Origin of the sequence: Novosphingobium sp. (assembly GCF_019748365.1) — a bacterium.
Classification (GTDB): domain Bacteria; phylum Pseudomonadota; class Alphaproteobacteria; order Sphingomonadales; family Sphingomonadaceae; genus Novosphingobium.
In genome coordinates, this window is record NZ_JAIEPN010000107.1 from 1 (window position 1) to 14,417 (window position 14,417).

The following is a 14,417-nucleotide window of genomic DNA, read 5'->3' on the forward strand; positions in this document are numbered from 1 at the left end:
GCAGTAGCCGCGCGGCTTCTTCCACAGCATGGCGCGAGAACGAGCGCTCGCGCAGGCTGCCATAGAGCAGCAGGATGCGCGGCGCTTGCGCCAGATCGCCCAGTCCCAGCGCTGGCCGTTCGTGCACGAAGGCCGGGTTCAGCGCGGGGAGATAGGCTGGATCGGAAAGCGTGCGCAGGCGGGTGTGACTGCTCACCATTCGCCGCCGAGCTTCTCGATCTCCGCCAGAAGCGCGCGCTTCGACGCGGTGCGGCGCTTGCCGCTGTTGCGCGGGATCTCGATCTCGCCGATCTCGGCCCGGCGCGCGGCGAGGCGCTCGGCCATCGCTTCGAGCGTGACCGGCTCAGTTCGCGTCTGCAAGGTCTTGAAGGCCATAATCGCCTGCGGTTTCTTCCCGAATACGCCGATTTCATCTCGCGCTAGGCTACAGCACCACGCGGTACTGCACGAAGCCCGAGCGCTCGGCGACCTTGTCGTAAAGCTTCATCGCATCGGTGTTGGTTTCGTGCGTCAGCCAGTAGAGCCGCGAGGCCCCCGCCACCTCCGCCTCGGCGCGCACATGCGCGATCAGCGCGCGGCCCGCGCCGCCGCCGCGTATGTCCTCGTCGACATAGAGATCCTGCAGGTAGCAATAGGGGCCCTGGGTCCATGTCGAGCGGTGGAAGATCCAGTGGACGAGGCCGATGGCACGCGCGCCCTGCCAGGCGATGGCGGCGTGCATCGGCTCGGCGGGATCGTGCAGCCGCGACCACGTCAGGTCACTCACCGCCTTGGCGATCTCGACCTTGTAGAAGCGTTGGTAGCCCTGCCACAGGCGGTCCCACGCGGCGCGGTCGGCGTGCGCGGGAGGCCTGAGTTCCAGGTGCATCGCCGAGCCCTCAGGCCGTGACGATCGCCGCCTTGTGGATCACGCCGGGCTTTGCCGGCGGCTCGCCCTTGGGCAGCGCGTCGACATGTTCCATGCCGCTCTCGACTTCGCCCCACACGGTGTACTGCTTGTCGAGGAAGCGCGCATCATCGAAGCAGATGAAGAACTGGCTGTTGGCCGAATGCGGATAGCTGGTGCGCGCCATCGAGCAGACGCCGCGCACGTGGGGGGCGTCGTTGAATTCGGCCTTCAGATCGGGCTTCGAGGAGCCGCCCATGCCGGTGCCCTGCGGGCAGCCGCCCTGCGCCATGAAGCCGGGGATCACGCGGTGGAACTTCACGCCGTCGTAGAAGCCTTCGCCCACCAGTTCCTTGATCCGCTCGACGTGGCCAGGCGCCAGATCCGGACGCAGATTGATCACAACATCACCGCCATCGAGCGTGAGAACCAGCTTTTCGTCTGCCATTGTCGTCAAATCCCTTCTGTCTTGCCCCGGCATATAATCCCTTGCCGGGCAAAGTATACCACTTGGCGCCATCGAGGTTGCTTTTGCCTCCCCCTTGCGTATCGCCTGCCAGCATGGCGCGCGACGAAGACCTGCACGACTCCGCATTTGCGGATGCCGGCTCCGTGATCACGGAGGCGGCGCCCCTCGCCGAGCCTGCGCGCAATTCGGAAAGCCTCGACGACGAGGACAACACGCTGCGCCCCTCGTTCATCCGCCGCGTGACCGACGCGCTCGAGGCGGACGATCAGGAGACCGTCTACAACCTCGTCGAACCGCTCCATCCGGCCGACGTCGCCGACTTGTTCGAGCTGATCGGCCCCGACTACCGCGTCGATCTGGCCCGCGCGATCAACGACCTGCTCGGCAGCGAGGTGATCTCCGAGCTCAACGACTACGTCCGCGACGATCTCGTCGAGGAGCTCGATCCGGACGAAGTTGCCGAACTGGCCGGCGAGATGGAAACGGACGACGCGGTCGCCCTGATCCAGGACCTTGACGAGGAGGACCAGCAGGCCGTCCTCGCCGAGATGGAGCCCGAAGACCGCGCCGCGATCGAGACGGCGCTGTCCTACCCGGAAGACTCCGCCGGACGCATGATGAGCCGCGACGTGATCGCGGTGCCCGAGCACATGACGGTCGGCGATCTCATCGACTACATGCGCGAAGATCAGGACCTCGCGACGGAGTTCTGGGAAGTCTTCATCGTCGATCACAAGCACCATCCGATCGGCACTTGCGCGCTTTCGTGGATCCTGCGCACCCCGCGCTCCATCGCGCTGACGGATGTGATGAAGCGCGACCAGACGCTGATCCCGGTGACGATGGACCAGGAGGAAGTGGCTCTCCGCTTCCAGAAGTACGCGCTGATTTCCGCCGCGGTGGTTGATGAAAGCGGCCGGCTCGTCGGCCAGATCACCGTGGACGACGTGGTCCACATCATCCAGGAAGAGGCGAGCGAGGATATCCTGCGCCTCTCCGGTGCGGGCGACGGCGACATCAACGAGCCGATCCACCTCACCGTGCGCACGCGGCTTTCGTGGCTGGTGGTGAACCTCGGCACCGCGATCATCGCATCCTCCGTCGTCGGCATGTTCCAGGGCGCGATTGCCAAGCTGGCGCTGCTGGCGGTGCTGATGCCGATCGTTTCGGGCATGGGCGGCAATGCGGGGACGCAGACCCTGGCGGTGGTGGTGCGCGCGATTGCGACCAACCAGCTGACCAGTTCCAACACCGTACGCATGATCCTGCGCGAATTGCGCATCGCGCTCGCCAACGGGCTCTCGCTGGGGGTGCTGATCGGAACCGGAACCGCTCTCCTGTTCCAGAACCCGCTGCTCGGCGGCGTGATCGGCGCGGCGATGGTTATCAACAATCTGGTGGCGGGACTCGCCGGCATTCTGGTGCCCGTGTCGCTGGACCGGCTCAAGGTCGATCCAGCCGTCTCTTCGGCCGTATTCGTGACGATGGCGACCGATGTCATGGGCTTCTTCTCGTTCCTCGGCCTTGCCGTACTCAGCGGGCTTGCCTGATCAGACTTATGCCACTCCACATGACCAAGGTCGCCTATGGGGCGACATCGTTCGAAGACCTCCACAGCTGGTTCAAGACGCGCGGCGACAGGGCGCGGCTCACCACGCGCTACCTCCCCAAGCGGTACGAGGAGATGATCGGCGGCTCGCTCTACTGGATCTTCAAGCACCAGCTCGTCGCGCGCAGCGAGATCCTCGGCTTCGAGGAAGCGGACGGCGGGCGGACCAATATCGTCATCTCGACGAAGCTGATCGACGTCCACCCCAAGCCGAAGCGCGCGCATCAGGGCTGGCGCTATCTCGAAGAAGCGGACGCGCCCGCCGATCTGGCGGACGGCGAAAGCGCCGAAGTGCTGCCGCCGAGTCTGGCGGGCGAACTGGCCAAGCTGGGGCTGGCCTGAGCACGCAAGGTTGACACGGTTGACACAGTCCTGAGCGAAAACTGTCAGCCCCCGCCAAGCTGCTGCCTGACGCGGAAAACTGGGCGGATTTGCGTGGAATGCGCGGAACATTGATAGAACATACTACAAGGCAGCATCTGTAGGACAGCCCGCATAAATAACAGACGCGTCTGTTATTTATGCGGGCGGCGCGGTGGCGGGCGTGCTGGTCATGATGGCTGGTGTGGAGTGTTGCCGCTCTGGATCCCCGCCTTCGCGGGGATGACGAGGGGATGCGGGGACGACGACGGGGGTGCGGGGATCGCGCGGTAGTGCGGGGATCGCGCGGGAGTGCGGGGATGGCGGCGCCGGGAGGGATTTCGTGACGCAGAGCCAGGTCGTCCCGTTTGATGATGGGCAATAAGTCTGATAAATCAGGTTTGGCTAGAAATGCCCCGCGCATCATCGAAAAGGGACCTGCCTGATGACCTTCGATCGCCGTACTGCCATGGGGATCGGCGCCGCCGGCCTTGCCACGCTGGCCGTGCCGGGGCTTGCCGCGCCAGCCGGCTCGCGCTTTCAGGTCAAGGGCAACGACTTCCTGCTGGACGGCAAGCCGTTCCAGATCCTTGCCGGCGAGATGCACTATCCGCGCATTCCGCGAGGCCTGTGGCGGGACCGGCTGCGCAAGATGCGCGCGCTGGGGCTCAATACGCTGAGCGCCTACATGTTCTGGAACATCCACGAGCAGGTGCCGGGCACTTTCGACTTCTCCGACAATCTTGATGTCGCAGCGTGGGTCCGAATGGCGCAGGAGGAGGGCCTCCATGTTCTGCTGCGGCCCGGCCCCTATGTCTGCGCGGAATGGGATGGCGGCGGGCTGCCGGCCTGGCTCTTCCCCGATGGCAGCACCCCGGCGCGCGCGTTCGATCCGCGCTTCATGAAGCCCACGGCGCGCTGGCTGAAGCGGCTGGGCGAGGAGCTGGCACCGCTCCAGATCGACCGCGGCGGGCCGATCATCATGACGCAGATCGAGAACGAATACGGCGCCTTCGGCAGCGACCGGCGCTATCTGCAGGCGCTGGTCGATGCGACCCGAGCCGCCGGGTTTGGCGGCCAGCTTTATACCGTCGATGGCGCTGCCATGCTGGCCGAAGGATCGCTGCCGGGCATTCCGGCGGGGATCAATTTCGGCACATTCACGCCGGGTGAAGCTGAAAAGGCGTTCAAGGAGCGTGCGGTCAAGGGCTTTACGGGTCCGGCGTTCTGCTCGGAATTCTGGGCGGGCTGGTTCGACCACTGGCATGAGACGCATGCGACGACGAGCACCGCGAACGTGGTCGCCAACCTCAAGTGGATGCTCGACCGCAAGATGTCGGTGAGTTTCTACATGTTCCATGGCGGCACTTCGTTCGGGACCTGGGCAGGCGCCAATCTCGATGTCGAGAAGAACTTTTTCGAGCCCGATATTTCGAGCTATGATTACGACGCGCTGCTGGATGAGGCGGGGCGGCCGACCGCGAAGTATGCGGCGGTGCGCAAGCTGCTGGCGGACTACCTTCCGGCGGAGCGTTTTGCAGAGTTGCCCGCGCCGGAGAAGGCGCTGACCGTCGCGCCTTTCGCGCTGGGCGAGGTGGCGCCGCTGGCGCAACTGCTGGGCGCGCCGCAAGTGGCCCATGATCCGCAGACGCTGGAAGGCTGCGGACGGGCGGCGGGCATGCTGCTCTATCGGCACCGGCTGGCGCAGGCTGCCAAGGGCCAGCTCAGCCTGACCGAAGTGCGCGATCTGGCGCTGGTGACCGTGGACGGCAAGCCCGCCGCCACGCTCGACCGCCGCCGGGGGGACAAGAGCTTCACCATCGACGCGCCGGCCGGGGCGGTGATCGAAGTGCTGGTGGAGGCGATGGGCCACGCCAATTACGGCAAGGGCGTGGGCAAGGACCAGAAGGGGCTGATCGGCCCGATTGCCGTGGACGGCATGCTGCTGAAGGGCTGGGAACACCGCCCGGTGCTGCTGGAGGACGTGGGCAAGCTGCAGTTTGCGGCGCGGCGCGGCGGGGAGACGGGGCCTGCGTTCTATCGCGGCTCGTTCACCGCGAGCGAGGCGGGCTTCACGTTCCTCGACATGCGGGGCTGGGGCAAAGGCTATGTCTGGGTGAACGGCCGAAATCTGGGCCGCTACTGGAGCGCAGGGCCGCAGCGGGGGGTGTTTGTGCCCGCGCCGTGGCTGAAGTTGGGCGCCAACGAGGTGGTGGTGCTGGACTTGTTCGGGCCGACCGAGACGGTGCTTTCGGGGCGGGGGGAGATGGTGTGGGATCGGGCGGCGGGGGCGTAGTCGGGATGCCTCGCTGGCACGCTCGCACCTGAACCACTCTCTCCGTCGCCCCGTGCTTGACACGGGCTGGGCTTTTGCCGCCAAGAAAAGCCAAGGCCCGTGTCAAGCACGGGCCGACGAGAGTGGATTTGGTGATTTAGTAAAGTGTCACCGTAATCTAAGTGTCACTGTAATCTCAACGGTCCGAGAGCGAAAAACCAAAAAATCAAAGCTTGCCCTGTACCTGCCATCGATCAAAGTAGTCTGACTTATAATCAGCCATCATCTTTTGAGCTATAGACTTTGAAACAGTATAGTTTACGCCGGCACCAATTGCACCACCAATAAATGGTACCAATTTGCCGGCCTGCATTTTTGTTATCTTGATGCCAAAAACCTTTGTGACTTCCATGACTAAACGAATGGCTGGCGCGGATGCTGGACCCCGCTTGGCTAAATTCTCAGTCGCCGCCTTTGTAACAAGCGCACGAATCCCTGCTTGCGCGCTGACGTCGATTCCAAGCGACGTCATATAGATCGTTTGAGCCCGCTCACTGTGCAATTCGTTCGCTGGATCAAAGCCGTTAATTATGGCAAGTTTTTGGTTGAGTCGATAGAGTTGAGCAGCCATATTTGCGATATCAGCGCCAGCTAGAGTAAGCGTGGTAGCGAGCCCGCCAATCCCGGTTGTCAGACCACTTACTGCACAAAGTTTTGTGGCTGTCGCAGAATATTTATCGGAAATCTTTTCGATATAGGCGTAATTATGTGCCTGCTGAACGAAGTCTGACGGCTCAGACACATTCATGCCAGCCGACCTAGCATCGTTCACAATACTGTTCGGATCAACATTGAGCACGATGTCTTTGATTCTTTCCAATATCGTCAAATTGCTCGACATCTTTGAATCCTAACACGGAATTCATAATTCAGCTTCAGTGACATATCGAAGTGAGACCACGGTGACAAGTTACGAGGGTCCAAAAGGCCGAAAGGCATGGGCCTTCGCCCTTGCCCGCCGGAGGCTCTTATTCCGCCGCCGCCAGTTGTGCCTCCCGCGAAATCACCCGCCGGAGCAAATTCGCATAAGTCGCCGGATCCTGCGCGCCCGGCACCATGTATTTGCCGTTGATGATCATCGCGGGGACGCCGCTGATGTTCCAGTCCCACGCCTGCTGTTCGCCGGCTTCGACGATAGCGTCGATTTCGGGGTCGGTGAGCGCGGCGGCGGCTTCGGTGCGGTCTAGGCCCACGGAGGCGGCCACCTCGGTGAGGACGGCGGGGTCGTTCATGCGGCGGCGCTGCTGGAAGTGGGCGTCGAACAGGGCGCGTTTGAGTTTCACCTGCATGTCCGCGCCGTGTTCGCGCAGGGTGTGGACGAGGAGGCGGTGGGCGAGGCGCGTGTTCCACATCATCGCAGGCGGCGGATCGCCTTCACCCGTATAGCTGAAGGAATAGCCGGCGGCTTCGGCGGCCTGGGACATGCGGCCGCGGGCTTCGGCGGCCTGATCGGGGGTGCGGCCATATTTGCGCTGGATGTGGGCGGCGCTTTCCTCGCCCTGTTCGGGCATGTCGGGGTTCAGTTCGAAGGGGTGAAAGCGGATGGTGGCGGTGACTTCGCCTGCCATGCCCTTCAGCGCGGCCTCCAGTTGGTTGTGGCCGATCACGCACCACGGGCACATGACATCGGACCAGATATCTACGGTGACTTGGGCAGGCTTGCTCATTGCTCGATCCACCATTTGAGGAGGTGATGGGCCACCGCGAAAGGCGGCGGGGCGATGAAGGCGCCGTCCTCGGCGCCGGTCTTGAGGGCTTCCATCGCGTAGACAACCTCGTCGCGCGTGAACCAGCGCGCGTCGTCGAGTTCGGTCTTGTCGATGGTGATCGCGGGATCATCGGCGTGGGCGTGGCAGCCGATCATCAGCGAGGAGGGGAACGGCCAGGGCTGGCAGGCGACATATTGCACATCGCGCACGCGCACGCCCGCTTCCTCGAACACTTCGCGGGCCACGGCTTCCTCGATCGATTCGCCGGGTTCGACGAAGCCTGCGAGCGCCGAGTAGCGCTTGGGCGGGAAGCGCGGCTGGCGGCCGAGGAGGAGCTGGCCCTCCCATTCGACCGACATGATCGTGACGGGATCGACGCGGGGGAAGTGTTCGGCCTTGCAATCCAGGTTGACGCACTTGCGCTGCCAGCCGCCCTTGCCGAGCTTGGTGGCATAGCCGCAGCGCGCGCAGAAGCGGTGGCGGGCGTGCCAATCGACGAGCGCGCGGGCGCCGCCATAGGTCGCGAGATCGCCGGCGGGGAGCGAGGCCATGGCGCCCCAGAGGTGCGGGTTGGCGGGGCCGGGGTTGCCCTTGTTGGCGGGCGCGACGGGAGCGAAGCAGGCGCGCCCGCTTTCGTCGAGGCCGAGGAAGACGAGCTCGTCGTGCTCTCCGGCATCGGCGAGCGTGCCCCAGACGAGCGTGCCATCATCGCCGATCACCGGATCGAGCCCGTCGAGCCGCAGCAGGCGGGCGCGCCAGTTCATCAGTTCGGCGAGCTTGCCCTCATCCGCGCGGATGTGGTCGGCGCGGTCGAGCACGGCGCCGGTGAAGGAAATCGGCGGGTTGGGTCGGTAGAGCATGAGGTTCAAGCCGCCTTCTTCATGGCCGAGATATCGGTGAGGACCGCCTTGGGGAACTCCTCCTGGAGCGGCAGCGCCATCGAGGGCATGAACTGCACGAAGAGGCCCGCGCGCAGGCCGATGCGGGTGTTGACGAAGCCGATCGTACCCGCCGCGCCGGACCAGCCATAAGTGCCCGCGTCCGCACCGAGGCCGACCCGGCCGCCTGCGCCATAACCCGCGTTCTCGATCCAGCTGCCGGCGAGGTTTACGGTTGCGGGCAGCAGGTTGCTGGTGCCCAGCCGCACCGCCGCCTCGCTCATCACGCGGGTGCTGCCGATCTGGCCACCGCCGGCGAGCATCATCAGGAAGCGGTCATAATCGCGCGGGCTGCTGACGAGGCCTGCCCCGCCGAAAGCGAAGGCGGGCGGATCGAGATAGGCCGAGCTCGCCGCCGGATCGAGCAGATCGGCCTTGCCATCGTGGAGGAAGTAGTTGGTGGTCAGGCGCGGGGCTTGCGCGGCGCCGACCTGCCAGAGGGTGCTGGCCATCCCGCAGGGGCCGAACAGGCGCTCGGCAAGGAAGGCTTCGAAGGTCTGCCCGGAGACGACCTCGATCAGGCGGCCGACGAGATCGAGGCTGACCGAATAGCTGAACTTCGTGCCCGGCTCGTAGATCAACGGCATCTCGGCGAGCTTGTCGGCAAATTCCGTGAGGCTGGGGGCCGTATTGACTTTGCCCAGCACCGGAATCGGCAGGCGGCTGACGCGCGCGGGAACGAGGCCGGCCGCTTCATAGGCGTCCTTGATCGGGCCCTTCTGGATGATCGTGTAGCCAAGGCCCGCCGTGTGGGTGAGGAGGTGGCGCAGCGTGATCGCGGTCTGCGCAGGCCTGAGGTCGGTGATCGAACCGTCCGGCGTGACCTGCACCTGCATCTGCGCGAACTTTGGCAGGAAATCGCTGATCGGCTGGTCGAGCCCGATCTTGCCCTCATCCACCAGCATCATCGCAGCCATGCCGGTGACGGGCTTGGTCATCGAATAGATGCGGTAGAGGCTGTCGAGATCGACCGGCGTGGCCGAATCGAACGCCACGGTGCCGCGCGCGATCTGCATCGGCGCATTGCTGCCCCAGCCAAGTGCGGCGACCGCCCCTGCCAGTTTGCCCGAAGCCACGTACTCGTACACGAGGTTGGTAAGCGCCGGGTACATCTGCTCGGGCGTGGGCTGCGCCATGAGCCGGCCCGGCATGAGCGCGGATCCGGCAAGGCCGGCGCCAAGCCAGCCCGCAGACCGCAGCAGGGAGCGCCGGGAAAGCTGAAGCGTCTGATCTTGCATGAACTACCTGTTTGCGAGCGCCAGGCGCGCGGCCTTGGCAAAGACGGTGGGCAGCCCCGCAGCTTCGACAGTGTCGACCGGCCAGAACTCTCCCGGTGGCAGACTAGCGCAATCGGCGCTGCCGCAAAGCATCAATTGCAGTTCGAGATCGAAATGGGTGAAACCATGGCGCACGACGCCTGCGGGGCGCCATTCGCCGGGAACGGGCGGCGTGGCGTGGCCATCCGTACGGGCCGACCAGCCGTCATCCGGCAGCGCGCGCATGCCGCCGAGCATGCCCTTGCCTTCACGCTGGACGAGGAACACGGCGCCGTCCTGCTCGATCCAGAAGGCGGTGCCGGTGCGTGTCGGCTTGGCCTTCTTCTCGGCCTTGACCGGATAGGCCTCTGCCGTGCCCGCAGCGCGGGCAGCGCAGGAATCGGCCAGCGGGCAAAGCAGGCAGCGCGGGGCCTTCACCGTGCAGATCGAGGAGCCGAGGTCCATCATCGCCTGTGCAAAGTCCCCAGCGCGCTGGTCAGGCGTGATTGTGTCCGTGGCGGCGCGGATTGCGGTGCGCCCGCCGGGGAGCGGATCGGCTATCGCAAAGAGGCGCGAGACCACCCGCTCGACATTGGCATCGACCACCACCGCGCGCTGCCCGAAGGCGATCGCGGCGACGGCAGCAGCGGTATAGGCGCCGAGGCCCGGCAGCTCCCGCAGGCCCTCCTCGGTGCGCGGAAAACCGCCCCGGCGCGCCACTTCGCGCGCGCAGGCGAGCAGATTGCGGGCGCGGGCATAGTAGCCAAGGCCTGCCCAGGCGGCCATGACATCGGCATCTTCGGCAGCGGCCAGCGCGTCCACCGTGGGCCAGAGTTCGAGAAACTTCGCGTAGTAGGCGCGGACAGCGGCGACAGTGGTCTGCTGAAGCATCACTTCGGACAGCCACACGCGGTAGGGATCAGGCGCTGGTTCGCCCGGCAGAGCACGCCACGGCAGGCGCCTTGCGTTCACATCGTACCAGCCAAGCAAGGCCGCCGCGACGCCGCCATCTCCGATCCGAACGCTCTCGCCACTGGCCTGCATGGCGCGGCTATGGCATGGCGACGCGGACAATGGAACGTGATCCGCCAGCCCCTCCCAAAAGCGCCAAGAAGGCCACTGCGACGACCGCCGCGCCGCGCACCTACGAGCGCCCGCGCGGCGGCGAGGCGCGTGCGATCGCCGATCTCATGCCCACGATCGGGCGCACCGCCTTCCGCCGCTTCGGCTTCGTGCAGAGCTCGGTCGTCTCGCGCTGGGGCGAGATCGTCGGCCCGGCGCATGCCCGCCACTGCGCGCCCGAATCGATCCGCTTTCCGCCCGGCGAGAAAGCGGACGGCATTCTGCAACTGGTCGTCACGCCCGCCCATGCCCCGCTGATCCAGCACGTGATCCCGGAGATCATCGAGCGGGTGAACCAGTTCTTCGGTTATCGCGCCGTCGCGCGGGTCAAGCTGCGGCAAGGTGCCGTTCAGCCGCCAGCCTCCAATGACGCGCAGCGTCCGCTCCGCGCCGCACCGCCCTCGCTCAAGCCGATTCCGATGGAACTCGGCGACAGCCTGCGCGATATCGGCGATCCGGAGCTGCGCACGGTGCTGGAATCGCTGGCGCGCAGCCTCGGTGATGTGAACGGGAAGCAAGACTGACGATGCGCAAGATGATCAAGACCCTGGGCCTCCTGCTTGCTGCCCTCTGCGGCGTGGCGCTGCTCACCGCGGCGAACAAACCCGTGCGCGTCCCGCCGCCGCCCGCCGCCAGGATCAACTGGAACAATACGGTCGTGCGCACCCCGGTCGACAGCCATCTGCTCGGCAATCCCAACGCGCCGGTGAAGCTGGTCGAATACATCAGCTATACCTGCCCGCACTGCGCGCATTTCGAGCAGGAATCCGATGTCCAGCTACGCGTCGGCTTCATCTCCTCGGGCAAGGGCTCGATCGAGGTGCGCAGCTACGTGCGCGATCCGGTGGATATGACCGTCGCGCTGCTCACCCACTGCGGCCCTGCCACGAAATTCTTCGGCAATCACAGCGCTTTCCTGCGCCACCAGACGACCTGGATGGCCCCGCTGGCGCACCTGACCGACGGGCAGAAGGCGCGCTGGTCGAACAATGACTTTATCGCCCGCACCCGCGCCATCGCCGCCGACCTCGGGCTTTACTCGCTGATGGAAGCGCGCGGATATGACCGCCCGCAGATCGATCGCTGCCTTGCCGACAAGGCGCTTGCCGAACGCCTTGCGCAGCACACCAAGGACGCGACCGAGAAGGACTTCGTGAACGGCACGCCCAGCTTCCTGCTCAATGGCGTGCCGCTGAGCGGAACCTATTCGTGGGCCGCGCTCAAGCCCCAGATCGAGGCGCGGCTGCGCTGATGTCCCGATAATCCCCGGGCCGCTGGCTTGCGGCCCTTCAATCCCGCCGGTCAATCGGCTAGCGTTCTACTGTCTGTTGTCATTCACGAGCGAAGCGAACCCTATCTCATGCAGACCAAGCTCTTCACCCCCGGCCGCCTTCTCCTCGCGCTGATCGCGCTGCCGCTCGCGCTCGGCCTTGCCGCTTGTGGCAAGAAGGATGATGCAACGGGGGCCGCCGCTCAGGTGGGCGCACCGCTCAACGCCGTGCCGCCGCCGGCGGGCAAGGCCTGGACCGATGTGGTCGCCGTCACGCCCGAGGGCGGCTATGTGATGGGCAACCCCAATGCGCCGATCAAGGTGATCGAATTCGCCTCGCTCACCTGCCCGCACTGCGCCGAGTTTGAAGAAAAGGGCTTCCCGCATCTGCGCGACGAGTATGTCGCCAAGGGCACGGTAAGCCTCGAATTCCGCAATTTCGTGCGCGATCCCTACGATACCACGATGGCGATGCTCACCCGCTGCGGCGCGCCGGACACCTTCTTCGCGCTGACCGAGCAGGTCTACACCAACCAGAAGGCGATCTTCGACCAGCTCCAGCCGATCGGCGCGCAGCTGCAGGCCGCCAATCTGCCGCCGGACCAGATCTTCAAGGCCATTGGCGAGCGTGGCGGGCTGATCGATTTCTTCGCCGCGCGGGGCATTGCCAAGGATCAGGCCGGGCAGTGCCTTGCCAAGAGCGACACGGCATCCAAGCTCGCAGCCGATACGCAGAAGGCCACCGAAACCTTCAACGTCACCGGGACGCCGACGTTCATCGTCAACGGCCGCAACGCGGAAGTGGCAACATGGGACGCGCTTGAGCCGATCCTGAAGCAGGCCGGCGCCCGTTGATCGGCGGGAGCTGATCAAACCCATGCGGTGCGGGGGCGGATCGCGTGGCTGAGGGCGGAAACGCGGCCAGCCGCGTTCCCATGCAGTTCACGCGCCTGAAACTCTCAGGGTTCAAAAGTTTTGTCGAACCTGCCGAACTGAAGATCGAGCCCGGCCTGACCGGCGTTGTCGGCCCCAACGGCTGCGGCAAGTCCAACCTGCTCGAAGCGATCCGCTGGGTCATGGGCGAAGGCTCGGCCCGCAGCTTGCGCGGCGGCGGCATGGAAGACGTGATCTTCGCCGGCACCGCCAGCCGCCCCGCGCGCGACTTTGCCGAAGTGATGCTTAGCGCCGAAACCGACCCTTCCGGGCCGTTCGGCAGCGAGCTTGAGGTTGTCCGCCGGATCGAGCGCGGCGCGGGGAGTGCCTACCGCGTCAACGGGCGCGATGTGCGCGCGAAAGACGTGGCGCTCGTCTTTGCCGATGCCGCCACGGGCGCGCACAGCCCGGCGCTCGTCAGCCAGGGCCGGATTGCCGCGGTCATCGCCGCGCGGCCTGCCGAACGCCGCGCGATGCTGGAAGAGGCGGCGGGGATCGCGGGGCTCCACGTCCGCCGCAAGGATGCCGAGACCAAGCTGCGCGCGACCGAGACCAACCTTGCGAGGCTCGACGACCTGATCGTGACCTTGGAAGCGCAAGTCGGCACGCTGCGGCGGCAGGCGCGCGCGGCGGAGCGCTACAAGCAGCTTTCGGAACGTATCCGCGTTGCCGAGGCGCGGCTGATCTTCGCGCGCTGGCGCGATGCCGCCGCCGCTGCCGAGGCCGCCCGCGCTGCGGCGGCGCGCGCGGAGGAGGCCGTTGCAGCGGCGCAGGGCGTGGCCCGATCCGCGCAGGAAGGCCAGCACGCCGCAGCCGCCGCGCAAAGTGCCGCGCGCGATGCGCTGTTCGACAGGCGGCAGGACGCCGCCGCGCAAGGGCAGCGCATCGCCGCGCTCACCGCGCAGGCCGAAGCGGCGGCCCAGCGCCTCGCCGATATCGACCGCCAGATCCGCCGCATCGAGGACGAACGTAGCGAGGCCGACCGCCTGACACGTGACGCTGCCGAGGCGCTTGCAAGGCTTGAGGCCGATCTTGCCAGTGCAGAAGCCGTGCTCGCGGCACAGAGCGCTGAGGGACCTGCGCTCAAGTCCGCCGAAGCCGCTGCCGAGCAAGCCGCGCGCGCCGCTGAACTCGCGCTCGCCGCGATGGTGGCGGAGCAGGCCGGGATCGAGGCCGAGTGGCGCGTTGCCGAGGCCGCGCTGACAGCGGCCCGCCAGCGCCTCGCTCGGCTCGATGGCGAGGATGCCCGGTTCGCGGCAACCCGGCGCGCGCTGGAGGCCGAGCCGGACCCTGCGCTCGCCATGGCCGCCGCCGAAGCGCGCCGCGCCGAAGCCGCCGCCGCACTTGCCAAGGTGGGCGCAGCGCGGGAACGCCTGACCGGCGAGCGCGAGCGCCTGTCCGCGCTGCGCGAAAGCCTGGCTGCCGCGCGCGAGGCCGCCTCGTCCGAGCTTGCCGCTGCGCGCGCGGACCTTGTCGGGCTCGAACGCGAACACGCGGCGCTCGCCCGCGACAAGGCCGCGCGCGAGGCGG

General features: G+C 66.1%; 15 protein-coding genes and 1 pseudogene. 7 read left to right on the top strand and 9 right to left on the bottom strand.

Annotation, left to right across the window (positions count from 1 at the left end):
* The 4 genes and pseudogenes from K5Q19_RS13450 to K5Q19_RS13465 all read right to left on the bottom strand — a co-directional run.
* A pseudogene (locus K5Q19_RS13450) lies at positions 1–196 on the bottom strand (arsenical resistance protein ArsH); the annotation flags it as partial.
* On the bottom strand, positions 193–375 hold the full coding sequence (locus K5Q19_RS13455; RefSeq protein ID WP_292946055.1) for a hypothetical protein: 183 nt from the start codon (positions 373–375) through the stop codon (positions 193–195). The pseudogene K5Q19_RS13450 and the gene K5Q19_RS13455, both read right to left, overlap by 4 nt.
* Positions 376–424: 49 nt before the next feature.
* Positions 425–868: a GNAT family N-acetyltransferase gene (locus K5Q19_RS13460; protein WP_292946057.1), complete on the bottom strand. Its 444-nt coding sequence runs from the start codon at positions 866–868 to the stop codon at positions 425–427.
* 10 nt (positions 869–878) lie between these two features.
* The gene (locus K5Q19_RS13465; protein WP_292946059.1) at positions 879–1,334 is read right to left on the bottom strand and encodes a peptidylprolyl isomerase; all 456 of its coding nucleotides are present in this window, start codon (positions 1,332–1,334) and stop codon (positions 879–881) included.
* A gap of 113 nt (positions 1,335–1,447) precedes the next feature.
* Here K5Q19_RS13465 and mgtE point away from each other — a divergent pair, with 113 nt between their 5' ends.
* The 3 genes from mgtE to K5Q19_RS13480 all read left to right on the top strand — a co-directional run bounded on the left by mgtE (position 1,448) and on the right by K5Q19_RS13480 (position 5,620).
* On the top strand, positions 1,448–2,905 hold the full coding sequence (mgtE, locus tag K5Q19_RS13470) for a magnesium transporter (RefSeq protein WP_292946061.1): 1,458 nt from the start codon (positions 1,448–1,450) through the stop codon (positions 2,903–2,905).
* Between the two features lie 8 nt (positions 2,906–2,913).
* Complete coding sequence (locus K5Q19_RS13475) at positions 2,914–3,306, top strand: DUF1489 domain-containing protein (protein ID WP_292946064.1); 393 nt, start codon at positions 2,914–2,916, stop codon at positions 3,304–3,306.
* 463 nt (positions 3,307–3,769) lie between these two features.
* Positions 3,770–5,620, top strand: a complete 1,851-nt coding sequence (locus K5Q19_RS13480) for a beta-galactosidase family protein (protein WP_292946066.1) — start codon at positions 3,770–3,772, stop codon at positions 5,618–5,620.
* A 205-nt stretch (positions 5,621–5,825) separates the two neighbouring features.
* On the opposite strand, the gene K5Q19_RS13485 is transcribed toward K5Q19_RS13480, so the two are convergent.
* The 5 genes from K5Q19_RS13485 to K5Q19_RS13505 all read right to left on the bottom strand — a co-directional run bounded on the left by K5Q19_RS13485 (position 5,826) and on the right by K5Q19_RS13505 (position 10,606).
* Positions 5,826–6,500, bottom strand: a complete 675-nt coding sequence (locus K5Q19_RS13485; RefSeq protein ID WP_292946068.1) for an EcsC family protein — start codon at positions 6,498–6,500, stop codon at positions 5,826–5,828.
* Positions 6,501–6,627: 127 nt separating this feature from the next.
* A complete protein-coding gene (locus K5Q19_RS13490) occupies positions 6,628–7,326 on the bottom strand; it encodes a DsbA family oxidoreductase (protein ID WP_292946070.1) in 699 nt (232 codons plus the stop codon).
* A complete protein-coding gene (gene nudC / locus K5Q19_RS13495; protein ID WP_292946080.1) occupies positions 7,323–8,228 on the bottom strand; it encodes an NAD(+) diphosphatase in 906 nt (301 codons plus the stop codon). Before nudC ends, K5Q19_RS13490 begins: the two co-directional genes overlap by 4 nt.
* Before the next feature lie 5 nt (positions 8,229–8,233).
* Positions 8,234–9,544, bottom strand: coding sequence for a serine hydrolase domain-containing protein (locus K5Q19_RS13500; RefSeq protein ID WP_292946072.1), 1,311 nt, complete (start codon positions 9,542–9,544; stop codon positions 8,234–8,236).
* Positions 9,545–9,547: 3 nt separating this feature from the next.
* Positions 9,548–10,606, bottom strand: coding sequence for an A/G-specific adenine glycosylase (locus K5Q19_RS13505; RefSeq protein WP_292946074.1), 1,059 nt, complete (start codon positions 10,604–10,606; stop codon positions 9,548–9,550).
* 29 nt (positions 10,607–10,635) lie between these two features.
* On the opposite strand from K5Q19_RS13505, the gene K5Q19_RS13510 reads away from it, so the two are divergent.
* From K5Q19_RS13510 to K5Q19_RS13525, 4 genes are all read left to right on the top strand, one after another.
* On the top strand, positions 10,636–11,208 hold the full coding sequence (locus K5Q19_RS13510) for a DUF721 domain-containing protein (protein ID WP_292946082.1): 573 nt from the start codon (positions 10,636–10,638) through the stop codon (positions 11,206–11,208).
* Positions 11,209–11,210: 2 nt separating this feature from the next.
* Complete coding sequence (locus tag K5Q19_RS13515; protein ID WP_292946076.1) at positions 11,211–11,936, top strand: thioredoxin domain-containing protein; 726 nt, start codon at positions 11,211–11,213, stop codon at positions 11,934–11,936.
* A gap of 108 nt (positions 11,937–12,044) precedes the next feature.
* Positions 12,045–12,809 carry a thioredoxin domain-containing protein gene (locus tag K5Q19_RS13520; protein ID WP_292946078.1) on the top strand — a complete coding sequence of 255 codons (765 nt, stop codon included), beginning with the start codon at positions 12,045–12,047 and terminating at the stop codon, positions 12,807–12,809.
* Between the two features lie 80 nt (positions 12,810–12,889).
* Positions 12,890–14,417: AAA family ATPase (locus tag K5Q19_RS13525; RefSeq protein ID WP_292946084.1), on the top strand; the 1,528-nt coding region annotated here is incomplete at its 3' end.

What these genes read in the sequence shown, in the direction of transcription:
- K5Q19_RS13455 (WP_292946055.1), bottom strand. Translation starts at nt 375, where the DNA reads ATGGCCTTCAAGACCTTGCAGACGCGAACTGAGCCGGTCACGCTCGAA.
- K5Q19_RS13460 (WP_292946057.1), bottom strand. Translation starts at nt 868, where the DNA reads ATGCACCTGGAACTCAGGCCTCCCGCGCACGCCGACCGCGCCGCGTGG.
- K5Q19_RS13465 (WP_292946059.1), bottom strand. Translation starts at nt 1,334, where the DNA reads ATGGCAGACGAAAAGCTGGTTCTCACGCTCGATGGCGGTGATGTTGTG.
- mgtE (WP_292946061.1), top strand. Translation starts at nt 1,448, where the DNA reads ATGGCGCGCGACGAAGACCTGCACGACTCCGCATTTGCGGATGCCGGC.
- K5Q19_RS13475 (WP_292946064.1), top strand. Translation starts at nt 2,914, where the DNA reads ATGCCACTCCACATGACCAAGGTCGCCTATGGGGCGACATCGTTCGAA.
- K5Q19_RS13480 (WP_292946066.1), top strand. Translation starts at nt 3,770, where the DNA reads ATGACCTTCGATCGCCGTACTGCCATGGGGATCGGCGCCGCCGGCCTT.
- K5Q19_RS13485 (WP_292946068.1), bottom strand. Translation starts at nt 6,500, where the DNA reads ATGTCGAGCAATTTGACGATATTGGAAAGAATCAAAGACATCGTGCTC.
- K5Q19_RS13490 (WP_292946070.1), bottom strand. Translation starts at nt 7,326, where the DNA reads ATGAGCAAGCCTGCCCAAGTCACCGTAGATATCTGGTCCGATGTCATG.
- nudC (WP_292946080.1), bottom strand. Translation starts at nt 8,228, where the DNA reads ATGCTCTACCGACCCAACCCGCCGATTTCCTTCACCGGCGCCGTGCTC.
- K5Q19_RS13500 (WP_292946072.1), bottom strand. Translation starts at nt 9,544, where the DNA reads ATGCAAGATCAGACGCTTCAGCTTTCCCGGCGCTCCCTGCTGCGGTCT.
- K5Q19_RS13505 (WP_292946074.1), bottom strand. Translation starts at nt 10,606, where the DNA reads ATGCAGGCCAGTGGCGAGAGCGTTCGGATCGGAGATGGCGGCGTCGCG.
- K5Q19_RS13510 (WP_292946082.1), top strand. Translation starts at nt 10,636, where the DNA reads ATGGAACGTGATCCGCCAGCCCCTCCCAAAAGCGCCAAGAAGGCCACT.
- K5Q19_RS13515 (WP_292946076.1), top strand. Translation starts at nt 11,211, where the DNA reads ATGCGCAAGATGATCAAGACCCTGGGCCTCCTGCTTGCTGCCCTCTGC.
- K5Q19_RS13520 (WP_292946078.1), top strand. Translation starts at nt 12,045, where the DNA reads ATGCAGACCAAGCTCTTCACCCCCGGCCGCCTTCTCCTCGCGCTGATC.